The following is a 20,222-nucleotide window of genomic DNA, read 5'->3' as shown; positions in this document are numbered from 1 at the left end:
CTTCGCCCTGCCGTTTCTGATGAGAGAAACGCTACGTTGCGTTCATGGATCCAGCAATGCCGATGTTGCATCAAATAACCATCTCCGCAGCTCAATACCGCAAAATCGTTGCACCGAGGATGGAGAGTAATGCAACGCACCTCAAGTCGACTGTTGCAATGGAATGGAGCTGAACGCTAAGGTGGCGGCACCAAGGACCGTGCGCGAAGGAGACCGCGATGCCCGGAGGCAGGCTCACCCAGCAGGAACGTCAGCAGATCGCGCTGGGACTGGCCGACGGCCTCGCCTACGCCGAGATCGCCCGGCGCCTCGACCGTCCGACCTCGACGATCACGCGTGAGGTGCTGCGCAACGGCGGCCCCACCGCGTACCGCGCCGACCTGGCCCACCGCGCCACCGAACGCCGCGCCCACCGGCGCAAGCCGGCCGCGCCCCGGCAGCCCGGGACGGCCCCGCAGGCCCACGGGCGCGACGCCGAGGCCGTCCGGGACTTCGAGGAGGTGTTCACCGCCGTCCTGATGCAGGCGGGTACGCCGCGGATGATGGCCCGGGTCCAGGCCAGCCTGTACGTCACCGACTCGGGCAGCCTCACCGCGGCCGAACTGGTCCAGCGCCTCCAGGTCAGCCCGGCCTCCGTCTCCAAGGCGGTGTCGTTCCTGGAGAGTCAGGGCCTCATCCGCCGGGAGCGCGACGAGCGACGCCGCGAGCGCTACATCGTCGACGACGACATCTGGTACCAGGCGATGGTCGCCAGCGCCCGTTCCAGTCTGCAGATCATCGACACCGCACGGCAGGGCGTCGGTGTCCTCGGCCCCGGCACCCCGGCGGCCGCCCGGCTGGAGAACATCGCCCGCTTCCTCGACTTCGTCAGCGAGAGCCTCACCCGTGCCGCGGAGCAGGCCCGCGAGGTCCTGCACACCAAGGCCGCACCGGATCCCGGGCCCGCCGCCGGGGACGCCGCCGACCACGGGTAGGCCGGCGGCCCGGGGCAGGGGTCCTCAGTGTGCCCGGGTGCCGATCGGGCGGGCCGTGGCGCGGGCGCGGGCACGGACCTGTTCCGGGTACCACTGGGTGAACCGGATCGCCGCCACCAGCAGGACGATCGGGATGACCCAGTTCAGCCAGTCGGTGCCGCCCGAGATGTGCAGCGCGATCAGGCCGAGCAGGGCGGTCACCGCGAAGACCCCGCCCCAGACCGCGGTCAGCACCCGGTTGGTGCGCCGGAAGAGCGGGCTGTGCCAGATCTCGGGCGGTGTGCTCTCGCGGGCGTACTGCTCGGTGAACGGGACGAAGGCCAGCGATCCGAGCGCCACCACGGCGATCACACCGTTGGCGATCACCTGGGCGTAGGTCTCCAGCCAGATCAGGTCGTGCCGGTCGAGCACCAGCGCGAGGACGCAGATCACCGCGAAGAAGGCGATCCCGGTGACCTCCAGCACCTTGGGGCGGCCCCGTCGCAGGTCGGGGAGGTTGACCAGGACCGAGGCGACCAGGGCCGCGAAGGCCGCCAGCTTCCAGGTGCTGGGCCCGGCCACCACGTCGAAGATGATCCACGGCGCGAACGCGAACAGCATGTTCCCGGACCGTGCGCCCTGCGGGCCGTCCGGTCCCGTGCCGGTCCGCCCGGCACCGCCCCGGCCGGCGCTGCCCCGGCCCGTGTCTCCCCAGCCCGTGTCGGTCCCGGCCACTGAGCACCTCCAGCGCGGTTCCCCGGTGCGCGGGCCGCGGGTGCGGCCCGCCCCTTCCATGCTCGGACCGGCTCCAACTCCCCGCATCCCCGGGCCCGCTGTGCACACAGGGTGACGGCGGCGCGGGCCGCCCGGGCTGTTGCCGCCCGGCGGTGTGCGCAGTTGACTGGAGGCCGTGCCGTGCCGTTCACCGGGAGGCCGCCATGACCACGCACACCGCACCCGCCTTCGACCCGGCCCGGGTCGCCCATCTGTCGGGCCGGTTCGCGCCGGTCACCGAGGAGGTCGACGCGACCGGCCTGGCGGTGCTGGGCGAACTGCCGGACGGACTGGACGGGCTGTTCCTGCGCAACGGGCCCAATCCGCGGTTCAGCCCGATCGGCTCGTACCTGTACCCGATCGACGGCGACGGCATGCTGCACGGGGTGTGGCTCTCGGGGGGCCGGGCGCGGTACCGCAACCGCTTCGTGCGGACCCCGGCCGTGATCGCCGAGGAACGGGCCGGGCGCGCGCTGTGGGGCGGCCTGCAGTCGATGATCACGCCGTCGGAACCGGACGTCTTCCCCGAACTCGCGGGCACCTTCCGGGACCTGCCGGACATCAACGTGGTCCGGCACGCCGGGCGGCTGCTCGCGCTCGCCGAGTCCGACTGCCCGTTCCGGATCACGCCCGACCTGGCGACCGCGGGCCGCGAGACCTTCGACGGCGCGCTGCCCGCCGGCATCACCGCCCACCCCAAGACCGATCCGCTCACCGGTGAGCTGGCGGTGTTCTGCTACGCCTTCGAACCGCCGTACCTGACCTGGGCGATGCTCGGCCCGGCCGGTACCGTCACCCGCGGCCCGACGGCCGTCGACGGCGTGGACCGGCCGATGATGATCCACGACATGGCACTGACCGCCCGCTTCGTGGTGCTGGTGCTCGCCCCCGCCTTCTTCGACCTCGCGGCCGCGATGGAGGGCGGCTCGATGATCGACTGGCGGCCCGAGCGGGGTACCAGGATCGCCCTGATCCCCCGCGACGGCGGGCCGGTCCGCTGGGCGGCGGACGACGCGTTCTGGCTGTGGCACACGGTGAACGCCTACGACCGTCCCGACGGCTCGGTGGTCCTCGACTACGTCCAGTGGGCCCACCTCACCCTCGGCGCGCCCGACGCCGCCGCGCCGCCGAACCCGGGCGGCCTGACCCGCGCCGTCCTCGACCCGGCCGCGGGCACCGTCCGGCGTACCGCCCTGGACGACGCGCCGGTCGAACTCCCCCGCGTGGACGACCGGTTGATCGGCCGGCCGCACCGGCGGGCGGCCGTCGCGGCGGAGAGCGGCCGGGTCGACCTGCTGCCCGGCGAGTTCGACGCGCTGCGCTGGTACGACTGCGCCGACGACCCCGGTGCCTCGGTGCTGTGGCCGGCCGGTGACCTGTCGGTCGGCGAGCCGGTGTTCGCACCCTCGGCCGGCGGCGGTCCGGGGTACTGGCTGACCTACGCCACCGACCGCACCGACCTGAGCAGTTGGCTGCTGGTCATCCCGGACGCCGACCCGGGGTCCGGGCCGATGGCGCGGGTGCGGATCCCGGTCCGGGTCCCGCTCGGCCTGCACGGCAGCTGGCTGCCCACCGAGGACTGAGCACCCGCGGACCCGAGCACCCGGCGCCCGCCTCCGGACGCTCAGGCCCACCCCGCCGGCGGGTCGACCAGGCGTACCCCGTCCATCAGCATCCCCGCCCGTTTGACGGTCCGCAGCACCGGCACCACCTCGACCTGCTGAACGGCCGCCAGCGCGCCGATCCGTTCGGTGAGGTAGGTGTACAGCGCGTCGTTGTCCCGGCAGACCACCACCGCCAGCAGGTTGGCCGACCCGGTGATGGCCGCCGCGAACGGCACCTCCCGGTGGCCCGCGAGGGCCGCGCCGGTCGCCGCCAGGTCGGCCGGCGGCACCGACACCAGCAGCGCCGCCTGCGCGTGGAAGCCGAACAGCGCCGGGGAGATCTCCACGTCGAAGAAGAGCGCGCCGCTGTCCCGCAGCTGCTCCAGCCGGCGGCGCACCGCGGACTGGGACAGCCCGGTGGCGCGGGCCAGTTCGGGGTAGCCGCAGCGGCCGTCCCGGCCGAGTACGGCGAGCATGGCGAGCGCCGCCTCGTCCAGTTCGACCCGCTGCCCGGGGCCGAACACCCAGGGCCGCTCCAGTTCCCGGACCTGCCGCTCGCTCAGGGCGTCCAGGCCGGCCCAGCGGCCGGGACCGCCGACGAAGGTGCGCAGGATGCTGTGCGCGGTGATCCCGGTGACCCGGCGGGTGCCGGGCAGCTTCTGCAGCAGCAGTGCGTCCCGGTCGGCCTGGTTGCGGGCCTTGGAGACGCAGTGGATCTCGGTCCCGCCGGAGTTGAGGGTGACCCAGGCGATGTCCGGCCTCCGCGCCAGCGCGTCGGCCACCTGGACGGCGGCGTCCGGTGTGCACTGCACCCGCAGCCAGGACTCGTACAGCCCCACCCGGTGGCCCAGCGGCAGGCCGACCACCCGCAGCAGACCGGCGGTGCGCAGCCGCCGGTAGCGGCGGATCACCGTCTGGTCGGAGACCTCCAGCACCTGGGCGAGCCGGCTGAACGGCATCCGGCCGTCCATCATCAGCGCCTGGACGACGGATCGGTCCAGGGCGTCCAGTTCCGGGGTGCCGCTCTGCATGGTTTCCATCATGACAGGCGGGTGGGGTGTCGGATTCCGCAGCCTGGGCCGCCGTGGTGCGGCCGATCCGCGATCCGGCTGCGAGATTCGGCGGGTGGGCCGGGCGGTCGTGGATCCGGTCACGGGACCGAGGAGAACTCCGATGCGCAAATGGCTACCGCTGGTGGCGGTCTGTCTGGGGGCGTTCATGCTGCTGGTGGACGTCACGATCGTGACGGTCGCCCTCCCCGACATGGCCACCGCGCTGCACACCGGCTTCGCCGACCTGCAGTGGGTGATGGACGGCTACGCGCTGGCGCTGGCCGCGCTGCTGCTCGGCGCCGGCGCCCTCGCCGACCTGGTCGGGCGGCGCAAGGTGTACCTGGCGGGGCTGGTGCTGTTCGCGGGCGCCTCGCTGGCTTGCGGCCTGGCCACCGGGCCGCAGCAGCTGATCGCCTTCCGGGTGGTGCAGGGGGTCGGCGGCGCGGCGATGTTCGCCACCACCATGGCCCTGCTCGGGCACGCCTACCAGGGCCGCGACCGGGGTGTCGCGTTCGGGGTCTGGGGCGCGGTGAACGGGGCCGCCGCGGCGGCCGGGCCGATCCTCGGCGGGCTGCTCACCGAGCACCTCGACTGGCGCTGGATCTTCTACGTCAACCTGCCGGTCAGTGTGGTGGCGGTGGCCGTGACGCTGCGGGTGGTCGCCGAGTCCCGCAACCCGCGGGCGGCCGGCCTCGACCTGCCCGGCACGGTGGCCTTCACGGTGGCCGCCGGGTCGGTGACCTACGCCCTGATCAAGGCCGGGGACAACGGCTGGGGCTCGGCCACCACGCTCGGCCTGTTCGCCCTCGGCGCGCTCGCCCTGCTGGCGTTCGTCCTGGTGGAGCGGCGCAGCGCCCACCCGATGCTGGACCTCGCGCTGCTGCGCAGCCCGGCCTTCGCGGGCATCCTGGCGGGCGGCCTGCTGCTGTCCGCGGCGGCGTTCTCGTACCTCGCGTACTCCTCGCTGTGGCTGCAGTCGGTGCTGGGTCTCGGCCCGGTCGCGGCGGGGCTGGCGCTGCTGCCGATGAGCGTGGTCGCGTTCGTGACGGCGGCCGTCGGCGGGCGGCGGCTGCACGGTGTACCGCCGCGGCTGACGGTCGGCGGCGGTCTGCTGCTGATCGGCGTCGGCGCGCTGCTGCAGGCGGTGGTCGGGGCGGACTCCGGCTGGGCGGCGCTGGCGCCCGGTCTCGCGGTCAGTGGTGCGGGGGTCGGCCTGGCCACCCCGGCGATGGCCGCCGCCGCGATGGCCGCCGTGCCGGGGGCGCGGGCCGGGATGGCCGGCGGCGCCCTCAACACCGCCCGTCAGCTGGGCAACGCGCTCGGCATCGCGCTGCTCGGCGCGGTCTTCCGGGCGGGTCTGGCCGACGGGCTGCGGGACGGCGGCGGCGCCGACCCGCAGGGCACCGCGGACGCGCTGAGCGGCGGGCAGGCGGGAGCGCTGGTCGCCCGGGCCGGTGAGGGTGCCCGGCCGGCGCTGGAACACCTGGTGCGCGGCGCGTTCGCGGCCGGGCTGAGGGACACCTTCCTGGTGTCGGGGGCGTTCGGGCTGGCCGGCGGCGTGCTGGTGCTGGTGCTGCTGCGCCGCCCTGCCGCGGTCGGCGCGGCGGGGGTACCGGGGCCCGCGCAGGCGCCGGCCACGTCAGGCGGACGGGCGGGAGCGGCGGCCAGAATGGAGTGATGTCCGACGGCGGGAGGCCCGATGGCGAGCGATGACGAGTCGGATGCCCGGCTGCCGCCGGCCGCCTCCCCCCGCTGGGGGCGGTTCATCCTGGGCGCCTACGTCCTGATCACCCTGGTCCTGCTCGTAGACCTGTTCACCGGACCGAGGCTGACCTTCTCCCCGCTGCTGGCCGCCGTGCCGGTCCTCGCGGGCACCGGTACCCGGCGCCCGTGGGTGCCGCTGGCGGCCGGCGGCGTCGCGCTGGCGGCGGTGGGCGTGCTGGCGGTGCTCAACGGCCAGGTCGGCACCGGGGTGCACGCCGCGTCCGCGGCCGCCGTGGCGACGGTGGCCGTCTCCAGCTCGGCCTCGGTCGCGCTGGTGGCCGACCGGGAACGCCGGCTGGCGCAGCTGCGCTCGGTGGCCGAGGCCGCCCAGCAGGCGCTGCTACGTCCGGTGGCGCCGCGGATCGGCGGGCTGCGGGCGGCGGTGCGGTACGCGCCCGCCGCGGCCGAGGCCCGGATCGGGGGCGACCTGTACGCGGTGCTGGACTCGCCGTTCGGGGTGCGGGTGCTGCTGGGCGATGTCCGCGGCAAGGGGCTCGGCGCGGTGGAGACGGCGGCGGACGTGCTGGGGGTGTTCCGGGAGGCGGCCGTCTCGGAGGCCGATCTCGGCCGGATCGCGGGGCGGCTGGACGCGACGGTGGCGCGGCGGCCAGGCGACGAGGAGTTCGTGACCGCGGTCCTGGTGTCGGTGCCGGAGCACGGTTCGGCCAGCCTGGTGAACTGCGGGCATCCGGCGCCGCTGCTGCGCACCCGGCACCGGGTGGACGAGGTCGATCCGCCGGCCTGGTCGCCGCCGCTCGCCCTGCTGGGCCTGACCGGCGGGTGCTACCCGGTGCAGCAGGTGCCGCTGGGGCCCGGCGACCTGCTGCTGCTCTACACCGACGGGGTGTCGGAGGCCCGGGACACGGCCGGGGTGTTCTATCCGCTCGCCGAGCGGCTGTCCGCGATGCCGGCCGGTGAGGGGCCCGAGCCGCTGCTGGACCGGCTGCTGGCGGACGTCCGCGCCTACACGCCGCACGGGCTGGACGACGACGCCGCTCTGCTCGCCCTGGCCCGGCCGGCCCGGCCCGGCTGACCGGCCCGGGCCCGGCCGGCCTAGCGTCCGTCGGCAGGGACCCTGACCGGTCCGGCGGGCGCGGTCGTGGCCCGCCTGGCGCGTTCCGCCCTGGCCCGGGCGCGGCGGTCCAGCACCCGGGTGAGCACGTACCAGAGCACCACCGCGTAGGCCCAGCCCGCGAGGATGTCGACGATGAAGTGCTCGGCGCCGTAGACCAGGGTGAAGGCCATCGCCAGCGGGTAGGCGGCCAGCAGCACCCTGGTCCAGCGGCCCGCGCCGCGCCAGAAGAACAGCGCCAGCAGCATCGGGTACGCGGCGTGCAGCGACGGCATCGCGGCGACGTCGTTGGCGAACTCGCTGCCGTTCTCGAACACCGACCCGGCGCGGGGCAGCCCGCTCTGGTTGAGCACGTCGGAGACGATCCGGGTGACCGCGGGCATGTGCCCTTCCTGGCCGGTCAGCCACGGCGGGTCGGCGGGGTAGAGCACGTAGGTGGCGAAGCCGGCGAAGGTGACCGCCAGGTAGAGCGCCAGCAGCCGGCGGAAGCTCGGGTAGCGGCGCTTCCAGAGCACGGCCAGCACCAGGAAGACCGTGAAGAAGTGCGACATGTAGACGGTGACGGCCGAGTAGTCGTACCAGTGCGGGTGGCCGGGTGTGTACAGCCAGTGCTGCAGCCGGACCGTCCACGTCTCGCCGCCGCCGAGGAACGTGTCGATGCTCAGCTGCGGCTCGTAGCGGACCGGCCAGGGGGTGTGCGCGCCGTAGCCGCGCAGCAGCGAGTAGACCCAGACCACCGCCATCACCGGGACCCAGTCCCGCAGCACCAGCGGCCAGCCCCGGCGGCCGCCGCTGTGCACCGAGGCTGCCACCAGTGCGCCGATCAGCCAGCAGAACACCACGTCGTTGGCGTACGGCAGGCCGTAGGTCCACAGGTACCAGCCGAAGGCGAGCGCGAACAGCGGCCAGGCCAGGTGGCGCGGGCGCAGCCGGTGGCCCGCCCGGACGGCTCTGCCCGGGCCTGCCTGCCGGGGGTCGTACTGTCGCGGGCCGTGCTGCCGCGGATCGTTGCGGGTACCCGGATGCGCAGGTCGGAGCAGGTCGGTCATGGCGCCCGAAGCTAGCACCGCATTCTTGGAGGATCCTTTGGACGTTCCGGGCCGTGCCCAGGAAACCACCAGGAGACGAACCATCCTTGGCCGGCCTCCGCAGGCCGTCGCCCCCGTCGGGGCCGGGCCCGCGGCCGGGAGGTCGTGCTCCGGCCGCTCGGTCGACTGCTCGTGTCTCAGCATCGGTCACCACCCGCCCGGGGAGGCGCCAAGGTGACGGCGGCCGCCGGGCGGACCGTGTTCGGGGACGGGTCCTCTCCCGAGGCTACGCCCGCGGGGCGGGCCCGGCCCGGGCGGCGGCTCAGTAGCCGGCGGCCTGGGCCTCCACCCGGGTGACGATCTCCTCGCACAGTTCGTGGGTGCGCAGCGCGTCCTGGGCCGAGACGGTCCGGCCGGCCCGGACGGAGTCCAGGAAGGAGGTGACGATCTGCTCGATGCCGCGCTGCCGGGCGACCGGCACCCAGTCGCCGCGGCGCCGGATGCTGGGCTGGCCCTTGTGGTCGATCACCTCGGCCAGGTTGACCACCACCCGCTTGGCGTCGGAGCCGGAGATCTCCAGGACCTCCTCGGTGGAGCCGCTGACCCGGTTCATGATGCCGAGCGCGGTGAATCCGGGGCCGGCCAGGGTGAGCACCAGGTGTTCCAGCAGCCCGTCCCGGGTCCGGGAGCGGACGTCGATGTGCTCGATCTCGCCGGGGACCAGGAAGCGCAGCGTGTCCGCCACGTGGATGAAGTCGTCGAGGACCACGCTGCGGACGGCCTCCGGCAGGCCCTCCCGGTGCTTCTGCAGCACGATCAGGTCGCGCGGGCGCTCGGCGGCCTGCTGGTAGCCCGGGGCGTGGCGGCGGTTGAAGCCGACCATCAGCGAGCGGCCGCGGCGCTCGGCGAGCTCGACCAGGTGCCGGGCCTCCTTGAGGTGGTAGGCGAGCGGCTTGTCCACGTACACGTCGACGTCGGCGGTGAGCAGCTGCTCGACGATCGGCACGTGCTGGTCGGTGGAGGCGTGCACGAAGGCGGCCCGGATGCCGCTGTCGATCAGCTCGCCGAGGTCGGTGTAGCGGTGCGGGAGCCGGTGGAGGTCGCCGAGGCGGTCGAGCTTGGCGCGGTCCCGGGTCATCAGCCGCAGGTCGAGGCCGGGCTGGGTGGTGAGGACCGGGAGGTAGGCCTTCTGGGCGATGTCGCCGAGGCCGATCACGGCCACCGGCAGGGCCGCGGGGTCGGGGTCGAGGTGGTGGTCGCTCATCGGGACGCTCCTGCTGGGGGTGGGTGGCGGTCCGTCCGGTCAGCGGGGCCGGACCATCCGGCAGCATATGACAGCCGCGCGGCCGGCCAGTCAGGATGCGGTGGCCGGGCCGGACTTGGGCCGGGCGGGCCGGGCCGGGCGGGCCGGGATCGGCCACAATGGCGGGATGACCACAGCGCGTTGGAACGGCCAGATGATCGCGGACAGCGACCGTACCGTCCTGGTGGAGGGCAACCACTACTTCCCGGCCGAGTCGGTGCGGGCGGAGTTCCTCGGCCCGTCGGCGACCACCACCCACTGCCCGTGGAAGGGCATCGCCTCGTACTACACCCTGCGGGTGGCGGGCGCCGAGAACCCGGATGCCGCCTGGTACTACCCCGACCCGAAGCCGGAGGCCGCGCACGTGGCCGGGATGGTGGCGTTCTGGAAGGGGGTCGAGATCACCGACTGACCGTCCGCGGCCGTGGCCGCCCTCACTGCGCGAGGCCCGCCGCGGCCGTGGTGAGGGCGTCCAGCACCGGGCGGATCAGGGGGTGCAGCTCCGCACCGCCGCGGACCGCGGCGAAGACCTTGCGGGTGGCGAGCGCGCTGTCCACCGGGCGGACCGCCACCTTGGACAGGTCGGCGCCGCGCAGCGCCGAGCGGGGGACCAGTGCGACGCCCGCACCGGCCGAGGCGAGCGCCACCACCGCGCGGAAGTCGTCCGAGGAGTGCACCAGCCTGGGCTGGAAGCCCGCGTACTCGCAGGCGAGCAGCACCACGTCGTGGCAGGGGTTGCCGGGGTACGGGCCGATCCACGGCTCGGCGGCGAGCTCGGCGACGGCGACCGGGCCGGGGCCCTCGGCCAGCGGGTGGCCGAGCGGCAGCACCGCCTCGAACGGCTCCGCGTACAGCGGCACCCGGGTCAGCCGCTGGTCGTCGGCGCGCGGCGCGCCCCGGTACTCGACCGCGACGGCGATGTCCGCGCCGCCGTCGAGCAGCATCGGCAGGCTGGCGTCGCCCTCGGCGTCGAGCACCTTGAGCCGCACCCCCGGCGCCGTCTCGGCGAGCAGCGCGATGGCGGGCGCCAGCACCAGGGCGATGCCGGTCGCGAACGCCGCCACGGTGACCTCGCCCGCGGCGCCCGCGCGGTACGCCGCGAGGTCGGCCTCGGCGCGCTCGAGCTGGGCGAGCACCGCGTCCGCGTGGGTCAGCAGGATCTCTCCGGCGGCGGTCAGGCGCACCCCGCGGCCGTCGCGGGCGAGCAGGTGGTGGCCGGTCTCCTGTTCCAGGGCGGCGAGCTGCTGGGAGACGGCGGAGGGGGTGAGGTAGAGCGCGGCCGCGGCGGCCGTCACGGTCCGGTGGTCGGCCACGGCCCGCAGGGTCCGCAGCCGTCGTGCGTCGATCACTCCGCCATTGTGCCAGCGGGTGGGGGCGGCCTGCGGCGCAGGCCGGGGACCGTGCGGGGCCGCAACGGGCGGAGCCGCGCCCGGACGGTGGTCCGGGCGCGGCTCCTGGGTCGGGCGGGCGGCCGTCAGGCGTGGCCGAACGTCACGTCGGCGAGTTCGGCCGCGTCCTCGACCGGGGTGAACAGCGACGGGTCGTCGATGTCACGCACGGCCTCGCGCCAGGAGGGGGCGCTCGACACGATGAACCCCTCCCAGGTGGAGCGGAGCAGGAAGACCGAGTCCGCCCAGGCCGGGTCGAGGGAGTACCGGGAGCAGATCCCGGCGCCCTCCTGCGGCGTCGCCCGGACGACGGTCAGGCCGTCGGCGACGGGCCGGATGAACAGCGACCTGACATGACCGAACTGGATCTCGATCCGGGTGGCCGGCGCGCCCTGGGCGAAGGTGGGGTTGCTCTGCAGCCGCAGGGTGGTGTGGGTGGCACTGCACCACCACAGGTGGAAGGCCCGGTCGGGCCAGTTCATCGTCATCACTCGACTCCGTTCAGGCCGGGGGTGACGTTCCTCCAGGCCGGTTCTGTCATCTCTTTCTTGGGGACCAGCTTGCCTCCGAGATAGAAGTCGATCTTGGACCAGTCCCGGTCGCCGACGCGGCACGCCTTCCCGATCACCGACATCTCCCAGGTGGTCCCGTAGCCGCTGTCCGCGGCCTTGCCCGGCCCGGCGCGCATGCCGCGCTGGTAGGCGCGGAGGAAGATGTCGGCGGCGTTGTCACCGGGCAGACCGTCCAGTGCGATGGAGATCTTCACGTTCGCGTCGGACGCCACCCGCTGCACCCCGGTGATCCACAGGGGTGCCTTCGAGGTCGCGTCCTCGGCGCCCCAGGGGTCCCCGTTGAAGGTGTGGGCCCCGATGGAGCTCGCCAGGTCCTCGAACACGCCCTTGGCGTCGTTGACCCCGAGTGCGATGTGGCCGCACACGTCGCCGAGGGTGCAGGCCTGCGCCTCCTTGTCGATCACCCGCACCTCGCAGTTGTGGACCAGGACGGGCGTTTCCCCGGCCAGCACGTAGTAGGTGTGCAGGTCGTCGACGGTCAGGTCGTAGGCCGTCGTGGGCGCGGTCGAGTAGTTGCGGACCTCCGCCACCGTGACGGTCCGGCCGTCGGCGGTGGTGAGCAGGTCCCCGGCCTTGAGGTCGGCCGCGGCGGTCCAGCGCTTGGTGGTGTCGTTCCAGAACGGGTGGTGCCCGGTCGCGGTCAGCGACTCGGTGGCGCCGGACGCCGTGGTGACCTTGAGGTCGGTGAAGTCCTTGTCGTCGGGGGTGACGATGGTCGCCGTCACCGGCTTCGCGGTCTTCTCGTCGGTCACCGGCCCGGCCGAGGCGACCTCGTCCCCCTGCCGGACCTCGTTGATCGGCTTGCTGCCGCCGTCACCGAGCAGGACCCTCGTCCCGGCGGGGAAGCTGTGGCGGCAGCCCACGACCTTCTCGACGAGCTTGCCGAAGGAGCTGGTCAGCTTCTTCGCCGCCCCCTTGGCCGCGGTCCTCAACGCGACCTTCTCGGCGGCGCGGACGGCGGAGGACTCCACCCCGGCCGGCGAGGGCATCGGCACCGGCCCGAAGATGTGCTCCAGGAAGCGGCCGACCTTGTAGCCCTTCATCTTGGTCTGCGGGCCGTCGATGTCACCGCCCAGGTTCTTCAGGAAGGTGGTGCCGTTCATCGGGCTCTGCGGGTGCTCCCGCTCGTACTTGAGCCGGTCGGCGCCCTCGGTGTCACCGGTGAGCCGGTCCCAGGCCTCGCCGAGCTGGGAGACCTCGTCGACGGCCGCGTGGTAGTAGCCGCTCATCGCGGCACCGGCCTGCTTCACGCCGCTGTTGAACGTCGACTTGGTCGACTTCCACAGGCTCGACGCCTTGTCGGAGAACCAGTTCAGGCCGCTCGGGTCGCTGTAGTCGATCGGGTTGTTGTTGCTGTAGGCGTAGCCGTTCCACTGCTGCGGCGATCCCGGGCTCAGGAGCGGGTCCGGGTTGATGAACCGGCCGTGCACGGGATCGTACTGACGGGCCCCCAGGTCGGTGAGCCCGGTGGCGTCGTCCTTGGTGCCGCCGACGAAGCCCTTGGCCCCGGCCCAGGCGCCGGCCGCGGGCTGGGTGCCGCGGGCGTTGCCGAACGGGTCGGTCGGACGCCGGGTGACGGTCTGGGCCGCGTCGGTGTCGATCTGCACGCTGCTGGTGCCGTGCGGGTCGCTCGCCTGGTAGACGAGCTTGCCGCCGCCGGTCGGGGCGGTGACCCGGGTGACGGTGATCCCGCCGGGCGCGGTGTAGGAGCGCACGTCGCTCATCGAGCCGCTGGCGGTGTCCAGGGTCAGCTCGTCCATGCCCAGGTACAGCGTGGTGCTGCCGGGGTTCCGGCGGATCAGCTGGCTGCCGTCCACGTCGTACAGGTACGAGGTACCGGCCACGTCGCCGGTGCGGGTGAACGAGGCCAGCTTCTCCTCGCCGTCCCAGACCAGGTCGGCGGTACCCGAGACGTCCGTGACGGCGGTGGTGCCGCCGACGGCGTCGTACTGGAAGGTGGTGGCCTTGGTCCCCGAGGCCGAGGTGGTCGAGGCCGTCAGCAGCGCGTGCGGGCCACCGGTGCCGCCGCCCGTGTTCGGTGCGGTGGTCCTGGTGTTGGCGCCCGCGCCGAAGGTCTGGACGGTGGTGACGTCCTTGCCGGTGTCACCGGTGACGTCGTGCTGGACCAGCCTGGTGCGGTTGCCGGTCCGGTCGTACTCGTAACTCTGCCAGTACGGGGACGGACCGCCGACCGAGGGCTTGCCGCCGGTCACGGCCGGGCCGCTCCCGTTGACGCAGCCGCCGATGCCGGGGACGGACGGGGCGGCCTTGGTGGTCACGCTCCCGGTGTCCGTCCAGGCGTTGGTGAGCCGGCCGGCGTAGTCGGTGGTGAAGCACTGGGTGTCGGTGACGGAGGCGTTCTGCTTGTCGGTGACGGACGTGATCCGCCCGGCCGGGTTGAAGGTGTAGCCGGTCTCGTCGACCGACGTGGTGCCCGTCTGCCGGTCCAGGAAGGACTTGACGACCCGTCCGGTCGCCCAGTCGTACTGCTGGGTGGAGACCACCTGGCGGCCCCAGTCGCCGACGGTCGTGCGGGTGGCCCGCCCGAGTGCGTCGTACTGGACGTCGGTGACCAGGGTGCTGTTGCCGCCGGAGGCCAGCAGCAGGCCGGTGTTGGTGTAGGTGTAGTCGATGCCCTCGGCCGGCAGGCCGCCCACCGCGGGCAGGTCCGTGTGCACGAGTGAGCCGAGGACCGGCGAGTACTCGTTGGCCGTGGTGTAGGTGCCGGCCAGTGCGCCCTCGGCGGCGGGGATCGTCAGGCTGACCCCGAGCGGCCGGTACGAGGTGTCGTAGCCGGTGACCGCCTGGGTGTAGGCCGCGCCGGAGGCACCGCCCACGTAGCGGGTCGAGGAGGTCGGCTGGCCCTTGGCGAGGGTGTCGTAGCTCCAGCCCGCGAGCTGGTTGGCCGGGGCGACGCCGCCCTTGTACATCCCGGTCCTACGGCCGAGGAGGTCGTAGGTGTAGGCGAGCTTCTCGCCCTTGGCGTCGGTGATGGTGGCCAGCCGCGAGTCCGCGTCGTAGCCATAGGTGGTGGTCCCGGTGTCCGGGTCCTGGTTGGCGACGACACGGCCGCGCTGGTCGTAGGTGTAGGACCAGGTGTTGCCCGCGGCGTCGGTCCGGGTGGCGGGCTGGCCGCCCGGGGTGAAGGTGAAGGTGCTGACCTCGGCGTCGGCCGCCTTGCCGGTGGCCACCGCTCCGCGGTACTGCCACAGCTGGGTGGTACGGCCGCGGGCGTCCAGCACGGAGCTGGTGGCCGAGCCGCCCTGCGGCGGGGTGACGTCGATCCGGTCGGCGCCCGGGTAGGCGGTGGAGGAGGTCCACTGCTGCTGCCCGTACGAGACGAAGGTGCTGGTCAGCGGTCGGCCCAGGCCGTCGTAACCGACCCAGGTCTCGGCCGGGACCTGCGAGTCCTGCGGGACGAAGACGGTGCCGTTCGGGCCTGTGGTCTGCTCGAAGTACGGCGCCGAGGCCTTGATCGCCCAGCCGTGCGAGTCGAAGACGCTGTCGGTGATCAGCCGGCCGGTGCCACCGGTCGGCAGGCTGGTCTGGGTCTGCCGGAGCCGGCCCAGACCGTCGTAGAGCTCGGTCTTCTTGGAGTAGGACTCGTCCTCCAGCAGCGACTCGGTGGTGATCACCGACGGCGCCGAGGTGCCGTTGATCGCGTAGCTGAACTTCTGCGAGGGCGTCAGGTTGGCCGCCCGGGTGGAGGTCCACAGCGCGGTCAGCCGGCCGAGGCCGTCGTAGCTCTGGGTCGTGGTGCGCTGGTTGATGTCCGAGTTGGTCAGCGGCAGCCCGCGGCCCGGGTCCTCGGTCACCGTGCTCGTCCAGGACGCCCCCATCGGGCCGTACTGCCTGGTCTCGGTCGGCAGCGCCCCGGTGGCCGGGGTGTACGCGGTGGTCGTGGTGATCGCGGTGGTGGTGGCGCCGGAGAGCTGGTTGCCCGCGGCGTCGTAGGTGGAACCGTCGGAGTCGGCGGTGGCGAGGGTGCGGCCGTAGACGTCCTGGGAGGTCACGTGGCCGAGGTCGACGTAGACCGGCCGGCCCTGGGCGTCGTAGTGGTCGAGGGTCTGCGCACCGGTGGAGTCACCGGCCGCACCGGCCTGCCCGAACGGCTTGCCGTCGTAGAGCGACCGGACGTCGGAGACGGTGGTGCCCGCCGTGGCCGCGGTGCCGCAGGGGCCGGCCACGACCTTCTTCTCGCTCACCAGGTCCAGCCGCAGCGGGTCGCTGCTGACCGCGTACGTGGTGGTGGTGCACAGCACGGGGGCGGCGGCGGTGCCGTCGCCGTTGTCCTGGACCTGGATCTGCCGGTTGCCCTTGGCCGGGTCGCTGGTGCCGGTGGTGCTGACCGTGCGCCAGCTGCCGTCGGCCAGCAGCTCCTTGCTGGTGCTGGTGGCGGTGGACGCCGGGTAGCGGGCGAGCAGGTCGGGCATGCCGCCCTGCTGCTTGTGGGTCGCGGTGACCTGCTGGCTGCCGGAGGTGCTGCCCTGCATCGCCCGGACGCTGCCGCCGGCGCGGTCGAAGGACTCGGTGGCGACCGCCGTCCCGGCCAGCCAGTCGCTGTCGGTGACGCTGCCGCCGAGCGGGCTGGTGACCGCCACGCTCCGCTTGGAGCCGTCGGCCTTGACGTCGCCGTCCATGCCGCGCAGGTAGGTGGTCCGCTGCTGGGTCCTCGGGGCCTCGCCCCCGTACCCGCTACCGGTGGTGAGGGTCACCGTCTGGTAGCCGCGGAACCCGTCCCAGGTCCGGGTCTTGGGGTCGGTGAACTCCCCCTCGTTGCGGTGCCACGCGGCGCCGCCGCCGTAGGAGTAGTCGGTCGACCTGATCAGCGAACCGCCCACCGCGTCCTGCTCGGTGACCGACTTGACCAGGTACTTGTGGAACCAGTCGTTGACCGGGTCCGGCGAGGACTGGCCGGGCAGGTACCACTTGACCGGCATACAGGCCATGGTGTTGCCGTCCTCGGAGGACGGCATGTGGTTGTTGACCCGGGAGCACTCGGTGTCCTGGAACACCACGTTGATCCGGCTGCCGGTCTCGGTGGTGATCTGCTGGATCCGGGGGCGGTTGAACGCCGGCTGCGCCGGGGTCAGCCCGTCCACCCGGTTGGGCAGCTCACGTGCGGTGAAGGAGACCGCGGGCAGGGTGACGGCCGGCTGGCCGTTGGTGCCGGTGCGCTGGACCGAGTCCAGCCACAGGGCCGGCTTGGTGCCGTCGCCCGGGTTGGGGAAGGAGTGCTTCAGCGCCCAGGAGTCGACGGTGCGGTAGGCGGAGCCCACCAGCACCTCGGTGGAGATCCCGGTCAGCCGCTTGGTGCTGAAGAAGGTCGGCGCGTAGTTGGTGCAGGTGCCGCTCGCCGCGCAGATCTGGTCAACCGGGACGTCCGGCCAGGACGAGGCGTTGGCGGTGGTGCGCTGCGCGTCGGCGCAGGTGATGTTGCCGGACGGCAGGCAGCGCTCGGAGGAGCTGAAGGTGACCTTCGCGGCCGGCTTGGCCGCGCCCTTGGCGGCGATCTGGTCGGGCAGCCGCTGTCCGTACGCGATGCCGGTCAGGTAGCCCGCCCGGTCGTAGCCGGTGAGCACGCCGTTGGGGTAGTTCTGCACCCCGCCGCGGCTGTAGGAGTTGGTCTCCTTGGCGTAGCCGTAGCTGGTCAGGTTCTGGTGCGCGTCGACCACGTAGTCCAGCGACCAGCGCCAGCCCATGGTGCACCAGGAGTCCTTGCCGGAGCCGGAGCTGTAGCAGGGGTCCCCCGCGTTGGGCGAGTACACCGGTACGCCCCAGGCCGAGTTGGCGGACGGGTCGGTGCCGTCGCCGCCGGGCAGGCGGGTGCGGCCGAACCAGTACTGGGTGCCGTCGGTGGTGGTGACCTTCCAGTGCTCGCCGCCGTTCAGGCCGTTCGGCGCACCGGTGAGCAGTTCGACCTTCGAGCCGTCGTCACCCTCCAGGTGCCAGACGCCGGTGGAGTCGTCGCGCACCAGGGTGCCGGAGTGGCCCGCCAGGCTGAGCGTCGCGTTCTGGCCGCCCCAGCACAGGTCGGCGGAGTCCTTGATGCCGGCCTTGTCGCAGGGCCGGTAGGTGCGCTCGATGAAGCCGGCGTCGTAGCTCCAGCCCTCGCCGATCCAGGAGGCCTGGGCGTTCTGCGCCGAGTTCTTGCCGTCCACCGAGGACGAGTCGTAGCCGAGCGACACCGAGGGGGCCGCGCCGCCGAGCGAGGCCGGGGTCTGGATCGGGTACGCGTAGGTGAAGTTGCCGACGCTGCCGCCCGAGCCCCAGTTGGCGGACGGGTTGAGCGAGGTGGCGGCGTAGCTGCCGGCGGCCCCGGAGGCGCCGGTGGTGGTCGCCAGCACCATCGGCGCGGCGGCCGCCGGGCCGCCCTGCGCGGGGGCGGCGAAGAGGCCACGGGCCTGCTTCCCGCCCTCGGCGGGCTTCGCGCCCGTCGCGGCCGGCAGGGCGACCTCGGCCTTCAGCACGCCCGCGGCGTCGACCGTGGACGCCACCGGGGTGGCCTTGCGGCAGTCGGCCGCCTCGGGGCTGGTCAGGGCGCAGGCCGGGAGGGCCACCAGCCGGGTCCGGTCGGACCAGGCGGCGCCCTGCAGGGCCTTGAGGTCGAGCGCGACCTTGACCCGCTCGGCGGGTGCCCCGGTGTCGGGGGCGGTCGCGGTCAGCGTGACGGTCGGTCCGGTGGCACCGGCCGCCCGGCCCTTGGCCGCGTCACCGACCTCCACCTGGACGGACCGGGCGGTGCCGGGGCCGGCCGGGGCGAGCGCCACCGGAAGCCGTCCCGCCTGCACCAGGGTGGTGTCGCCGGCCGCCGGGCCGGCCGCCGCGGCGGCCGGCTTGCGTCCACCGCCGAGGTCGACCACGGCGGTTCCGGCGAACGTGCCGGCGGCGGAGGGCTTCCACGCCTCCGGCACCGGGTACGCGGGGCCCTTCGGCGCGGTGAGCGCCAGGTCCTTCCCCTTGACCGGTGTGGCCGCGACGCCCAGCGGCGTCTTCGGCGTCCAGACCTTCCCGTGCGGCCGTGCGGCCGCCATTGCCTCTGCGGACGGAGCCGTCAGCAGCCCCGTCACCACCGCCATCAGGCTGATCAGCCCGACCGAGCGGCTACGTCTCATCCACCCGGTCGGCCTGTCGGCCGGGCGGCCCCCGAATATGCCGGTCACAACTCTCCTAGCTCCTGTGGAACTCATGTGATCGAAGATCAGATGAGCACACTAGGTGCACGGAGTGGCGACCGGTCGCACGCGACCGTCCACAGCCTGAAGCTTTTGTAAAAGTTTGACATCCCGTCAGCGCGTCCCCCTCCCGCGCAGGCCGGTCGCCCGAGGAACTCCACCGGTCGGCAACGGCCTTCACCGTCCGCACCGGCGCTCCGCCCCGTGCACCGGATGATGCAGGAAACGTGTGCAGACGGTGTGCATGACGTGCCCCGGACATGCGTCGGCGGGCGGCCCCGGATCGAAGACCGGGAGCCGCCCGCCGGACGGGGCGTCAGGGTGTCACTCGCCGAGCGCCGCCCGGGCGTCGACGAAGGCGGCGACGGCGCGCTCGACGTCCTCGGTGGAGTGGGCGGCCGACAGCTGGACCCGGATCCGGGCCGCACCGTGCGGGACCACCGGGTAGGAGAAGCCGATCACGTACACGCCGCGCTCCAGCAGCAGCTCGGCGAGCCGGCCGGCCTTGGCCGCGTCGCCGATCATCACCGGGGCGATGGCGTGCTCGCCGGGCAGGATCTCGAAGCCGGCCTCGGTCATCCTCGACCGGAACAGCGCGGTGTTGGCGGCGAGCCGCTCGCGCAGGTCGCCGGACTTCTCCAGCAGGTCGAGCACGGTGAGCGAGGCGGCCGCGATCACCGGGGCCAGCGAGTTGGAGAACAGGTACGGCCGGGAACGCTGGCGCAGCAGTGCGACGATCTCGCGGCGGGCCGCGACGTAGCCGCCGGACGCGCCGCCGAGCGCCTTGCCGAGGGTGCCGGTGATGATGTCGACCCGGTCCATCACGCCGTGCAGCTCGGGGGTGCCGCGGCCGTTGGCGCCGACGAAGCCGACGGCGTGCGAGTCGTCGACCATCACCATGGCGTCGTAGCGGTCGGCCAGGTCGCAGATCTCGCGCAGCGGGGCGATGTAGCCGTCCATCGAGAACACGCCGTCGGTGACGATCAGCCGGCGGCGGGCGTCCTGGGTGTCCTTGAGCTGCTGCTCCAGGTCGGCCAGGTCGCGGTTGGCGTAGCGGTGGCGGCGGGCCTTGGAGAGCCGGATGCCGTCGATGATGCTGGCGTGGTTGAGCGCGTCGGAGATGACGGCGTCGCGCTCGTCGAGCAGGGTCTCGAAGACGCCTCCGTTGGCGTCGAAGCAGGAGGAGTAGAGGATGGTGTCCTCCTGGCCGAGGAACGCGGACAGCCGCTCCTCCAGCTGCTTGTGCACGTCCTGGGTGCCGCAGATGAAGCGGACGGACGCCATGCCGTAGCCCCAGCGGTCGAGGGCGTCCTTGGCGGCGGCGACCACGGCGGGGTGGTCGGCGAGGCCCAGGTAGTTGTTGGCGCAGAAGTTCAGCACCTCGCCGTCGCGGCCGGTGACGGCCACCGCCGCGCTCTGCGGGGTGCCGATCACGCGCTCGGGCTTGAACAGGCCGGCCTCGCGGATCTCGTCGAGGGTGGCGGCGAGGTCGTCGCGGACGTTGTCGAACACAGTGGCTCCTAGCGGGGGGTCAGAG

The 20,222-nt window shown here is 73.4% G+C and carries 13 protein-coding genes; 5 read left to right on the top strand and 8 right to left on the bottom strand.

Going from position 1 to position 20,222, the window contains the following annotated elements; translation table 11 throughout:
* Nucleotides 1-218: 218 nt before the first annotated feature.
* Nucleotides 219-974 carry a helix-turn-helix domain-containing protein gene (locus AA75_RS10655; protein ID WP_033819637.1) on the top strand — a complete coding sequence of 252 codons (756 nt, stop codon included), beginning with the start codon at nucleotides 219-221 and terminating at the stop codon, nucleotides 972-974.
* Between the two features lie 24 nt (nucleotides 975-998).
* On the opposite strand, the gene AA75_RS10650 is transcribed toward AA75_RS10655, so the two are convergent.
* Nucleotides 999-1,574 carry a hypothetical protein gene (locus tag AA75_RS10650; RefSeq protein WP_033819646.1) on the bottom strand — a complete coding sequence of 192 codons (576 nt, stop codon included), beginning with the start codon at nucleotides 1,572-1,574 and terminating at the stop codon, nucleotides 999-1,001.
* A 317-nt stretch (nucleotides 1,575-1,891) separates the two neighbouring features.
* Between AA75_RS10650 and AA75_RS10645 the strand changes: the two genes are divergently transcribed.
* On the top strand, nucleotides 1,892-3,310 hold the full coding sequence (locus AA75_RS10645; protein WP_033819636.1) for a carotenoid oxygenase family protein: 1,419 nt from the start codon (nucleotides 1,892-1,894) through the stop codon (nucleotides 3,308-3,310).
* Nucleotides 3,311-3,351: 41 nt separating this feature from the next.
* Here the strand turns inward: AA75_RS10645 and AA75_RS10640 are convergent, their stop codons facing one another.
* Nucleotides 3,352-4,362 (bottom strand): Lrp/AsnC family transcriptional regulator, encoded by a 1,011-nt coding sequence (locus AA75_RS10640; RefSeq protein ID WP_033819635.1) that lies wholly within the window; start codon nucleotides 4,360-4,362, stop codon nucleotides 3,352-3,354.
* Between the two features lie 142 nt (nucleotides 4,363-4,504).
* Between AA75_RS10640 and AA75_RS10635 the strand changes: the two genes are divergently transcribed.
* Together AA75_RS10635 and AA75_RS10630 are read left to right on the top strand one after the other, a co-directional pair.
* Nucleotides 4,505-6,061 carry an MFS transporter gene (locus AA75_RS10635; RefSeq protein ID WP_033819634.1) on the top strand — a complete coding sequence of 519 codons (1,557 nt, stop codon included), beginning with the start codon at nucleotides 4,505-4,507 and terminating at the stop codon, nucleotides 6,059-6,061.
* Nucleotides 6,062-6,082: 21 nt separating this feature from the next.
* On the top strand, nucleotides 6,083-7,180 hold the full coding sequence (locus AA75_RS10630; protein ID WP_033819633.1) for a PP2C family protein-serine/threonine phosphatase: 1,098 nt from the start codon (nucleotides 6,083-6,085) through the stop codon (nucleotides 7,178-7,180).
* Nucleotides 7,181-7,200: 20 nt separating this feature from the next.
* Here AA75_RS10630 and AA75_RS10625 read toward each other — a convergent pair whose 3' ends face one another.
* The gene (locus AA75_RS10625; protein WP_051812100.1) at nucleotides 7,201-8,268 is read right to left on the bottom strand and encodes a phosphatase PAP2 family protein; all 1,068 of its coding nucleotides are present in this window, start codon (nucleotides 8,266-8,268) and stop codon (nucleotides 7,201-7,203) included.
* A 301-nt stretch (nucleotides 8,269-8,569) separates the two neighbouring features.
* Nucleotides 8,570-9,475 (bottom strand): Gfo/Idh/MocA family protein, encoded by a 906-nt coding sequence (locus tag AA75_RS10620; protein WP_033819644.1) that lies wholly within the window; start codon nucleotides 9,473-9,475, stop codon nucleotides 8,570-8,572.
* Between the two features lie 202 nt (nucleotides 9,476-9,677).
* Between AA75_RS10620 and AA75_RS10615 the strand changes: the two genes are divergently transcribed.
* The gene (locus tag AA75_RS10615) at nucleotides 9,678-9,962 is read left to right on the top strand and encodes a DUF427 domain-containing protein (RefSeq protein WP_033819643.1); all 285 of its coding nucleotides are present in this window, start codon (nucleotides 9,678-9,680) and stop codon (nucleotides 9,960-9,962) included.
* 22 nt (nucleotides 9,963-9,984) lie between these two features.
* On the opposite strand, the gene AA75_RS10610 is transcribed toward AA75_RS10615, so the two are convergent.
* The 4 genes from AA75_RS10610 to AA75_RS10595 form a co-directional block, all read right to left on the bottom strand.
* On the bottom strand, nucleotides 9,985-10,899 hold the full coding sequence (locus tag AA75_RS10610) for a LysR family transcriptional regulator (protein ID WP_033819632.1): 915 nt from the start codon (nucleotides 10,897-10,899) through the stop codon (nucleotides 9,985-9,987).
* 125 nt (nucleotides 10,900-11,024) lie between these two features.
* Nucleotides 11,025-11,426 (bottom strand): hypothetical protein, encoded by a 402-nt coding sequence (locus AA75_RS10605; protein ID WP_033819631.1) that lies wholly within the window; start codon nucleotides 11,424-11,426, stop codon nucleotides 11,025-11,027.
* Nucleotides 11,426-18,625 carry a polymorphic toxin-type HINT domain-containing protein gene (locus tag AA75_RS53660; RefSeq protein WP_158515476.1) on the bottom strand — a complete coding sequence of 2,400 codons (7,200 nt, stop codon included), beginning with the start codon at nucleotides 18,623-18,625 and terminating at the stop codon, nucleotides 11,426-11,428. Before AA75_RS53660 ends, AA75_RS10605 begins: the two co-directional genes overlap by 1 nt.
* Nucleotides 18,626-19,009: 384 nt before the next feature.
* Complete coding sequence (locus tag AA75_RS10595; protein ID WP_033819630.1) at nucleotides 19,010-20,197, bottom strand: glycine C-acetyltransferase; 1,188 nt, start codon at nucleotides 20,195-20,197, stop codon at nucleotides 19,010-19,012.
* Nucleotides 20,198-20,222 lie beyond the last annotated feature (25 nt).

This window comes from Kitasatospora sp. MBT63 (assembly GCF_000710465.2).
Taxonomy (GTDB): domain Bacteria; phylum Actinomycetota; class Actinomycetes; order Streptomycetales; family Streptomycetaceae; genus Kitasatospora.
Note: the sequence above shows the minus strand (reverse complement) of the source record. Positions and strands in the feature narration are given on the sequence as shown.

Excerpts from the sequence above, each read along its gene's own strand:
- AA75_RS10650 (WP_033819646.1), bottom strand. The coding sequence starts at position 1,574 with ATGCTGTTCGCGTTCGCGCCGTGGATCATCTTCGACGTGGTGGCCGGG.
- AA75_RS10655 (WP_033819637.1), top strand. The coding sequence starts at position 219 with ATGCCCGGAGGCAGGCTCACCCAGCAGGAACGTCAGCAGATCGCGCTG.
- AA75_RS10615 (WP_033819643.1), top strand. The coding sequence starts at position 9,678 with ATGACCACAGCGCGTTGGAACGGCCAGATGATCGCGGACAGCGACCGT.
- AA75_RS10635 (WP_033819634.1), top strand. The coding sequence starts at position 4,505 with ATGCGCAAATGGCTACCGCTGGTGGCGGTCTGTCTGGGGGCGTTCATG.
- AA75_RS10625 (WP_051812100.1), bottom strand. The coding sequence starts at position 8,268 with ATGACCGACCTGCTCCGACCTGCGCATCCGGGTACCCGCAACGATCCG.
- AA75_RS10640 (WP_033819635.1), bottom strand. The coding sequence starts at position 4,362 with ATGCAGAGCGGCACCCCGGAACTGGACGCCCTGGACCGATCCGTCGTC.
- AA75_RS53660 (WP_158515476.1), bottom strand. The coding sequence starts at position 18,625 with ATGAGACGTAGCCGCTCGGTCGGGCTGATCAGCCTGATGGCGGTGGTG.
- AA75_RS10630 (WP_033819633.1), top strand. The coding sequence starts at position 6,083 with ATGGCGAGCGATGACGAGTCGGATGCCCGGCTGCCGCCGGCCGCCTCC.
- AA75_RS10645 (WP_033819636.1), top strand. The coding sequence starts at position 1,892 with ATGACCACGCACACCGCACCCGCCTTCGACCCGGCCCGGGTCGCCCAT.
- AA75_RS10605 (WP_033819631.1), bottom strand. The coding sequence starts at position 11,426 with ATGACGATGAACTGGCCCGACCGGGCCTTCCACCTGTGGTGGTGCAGT.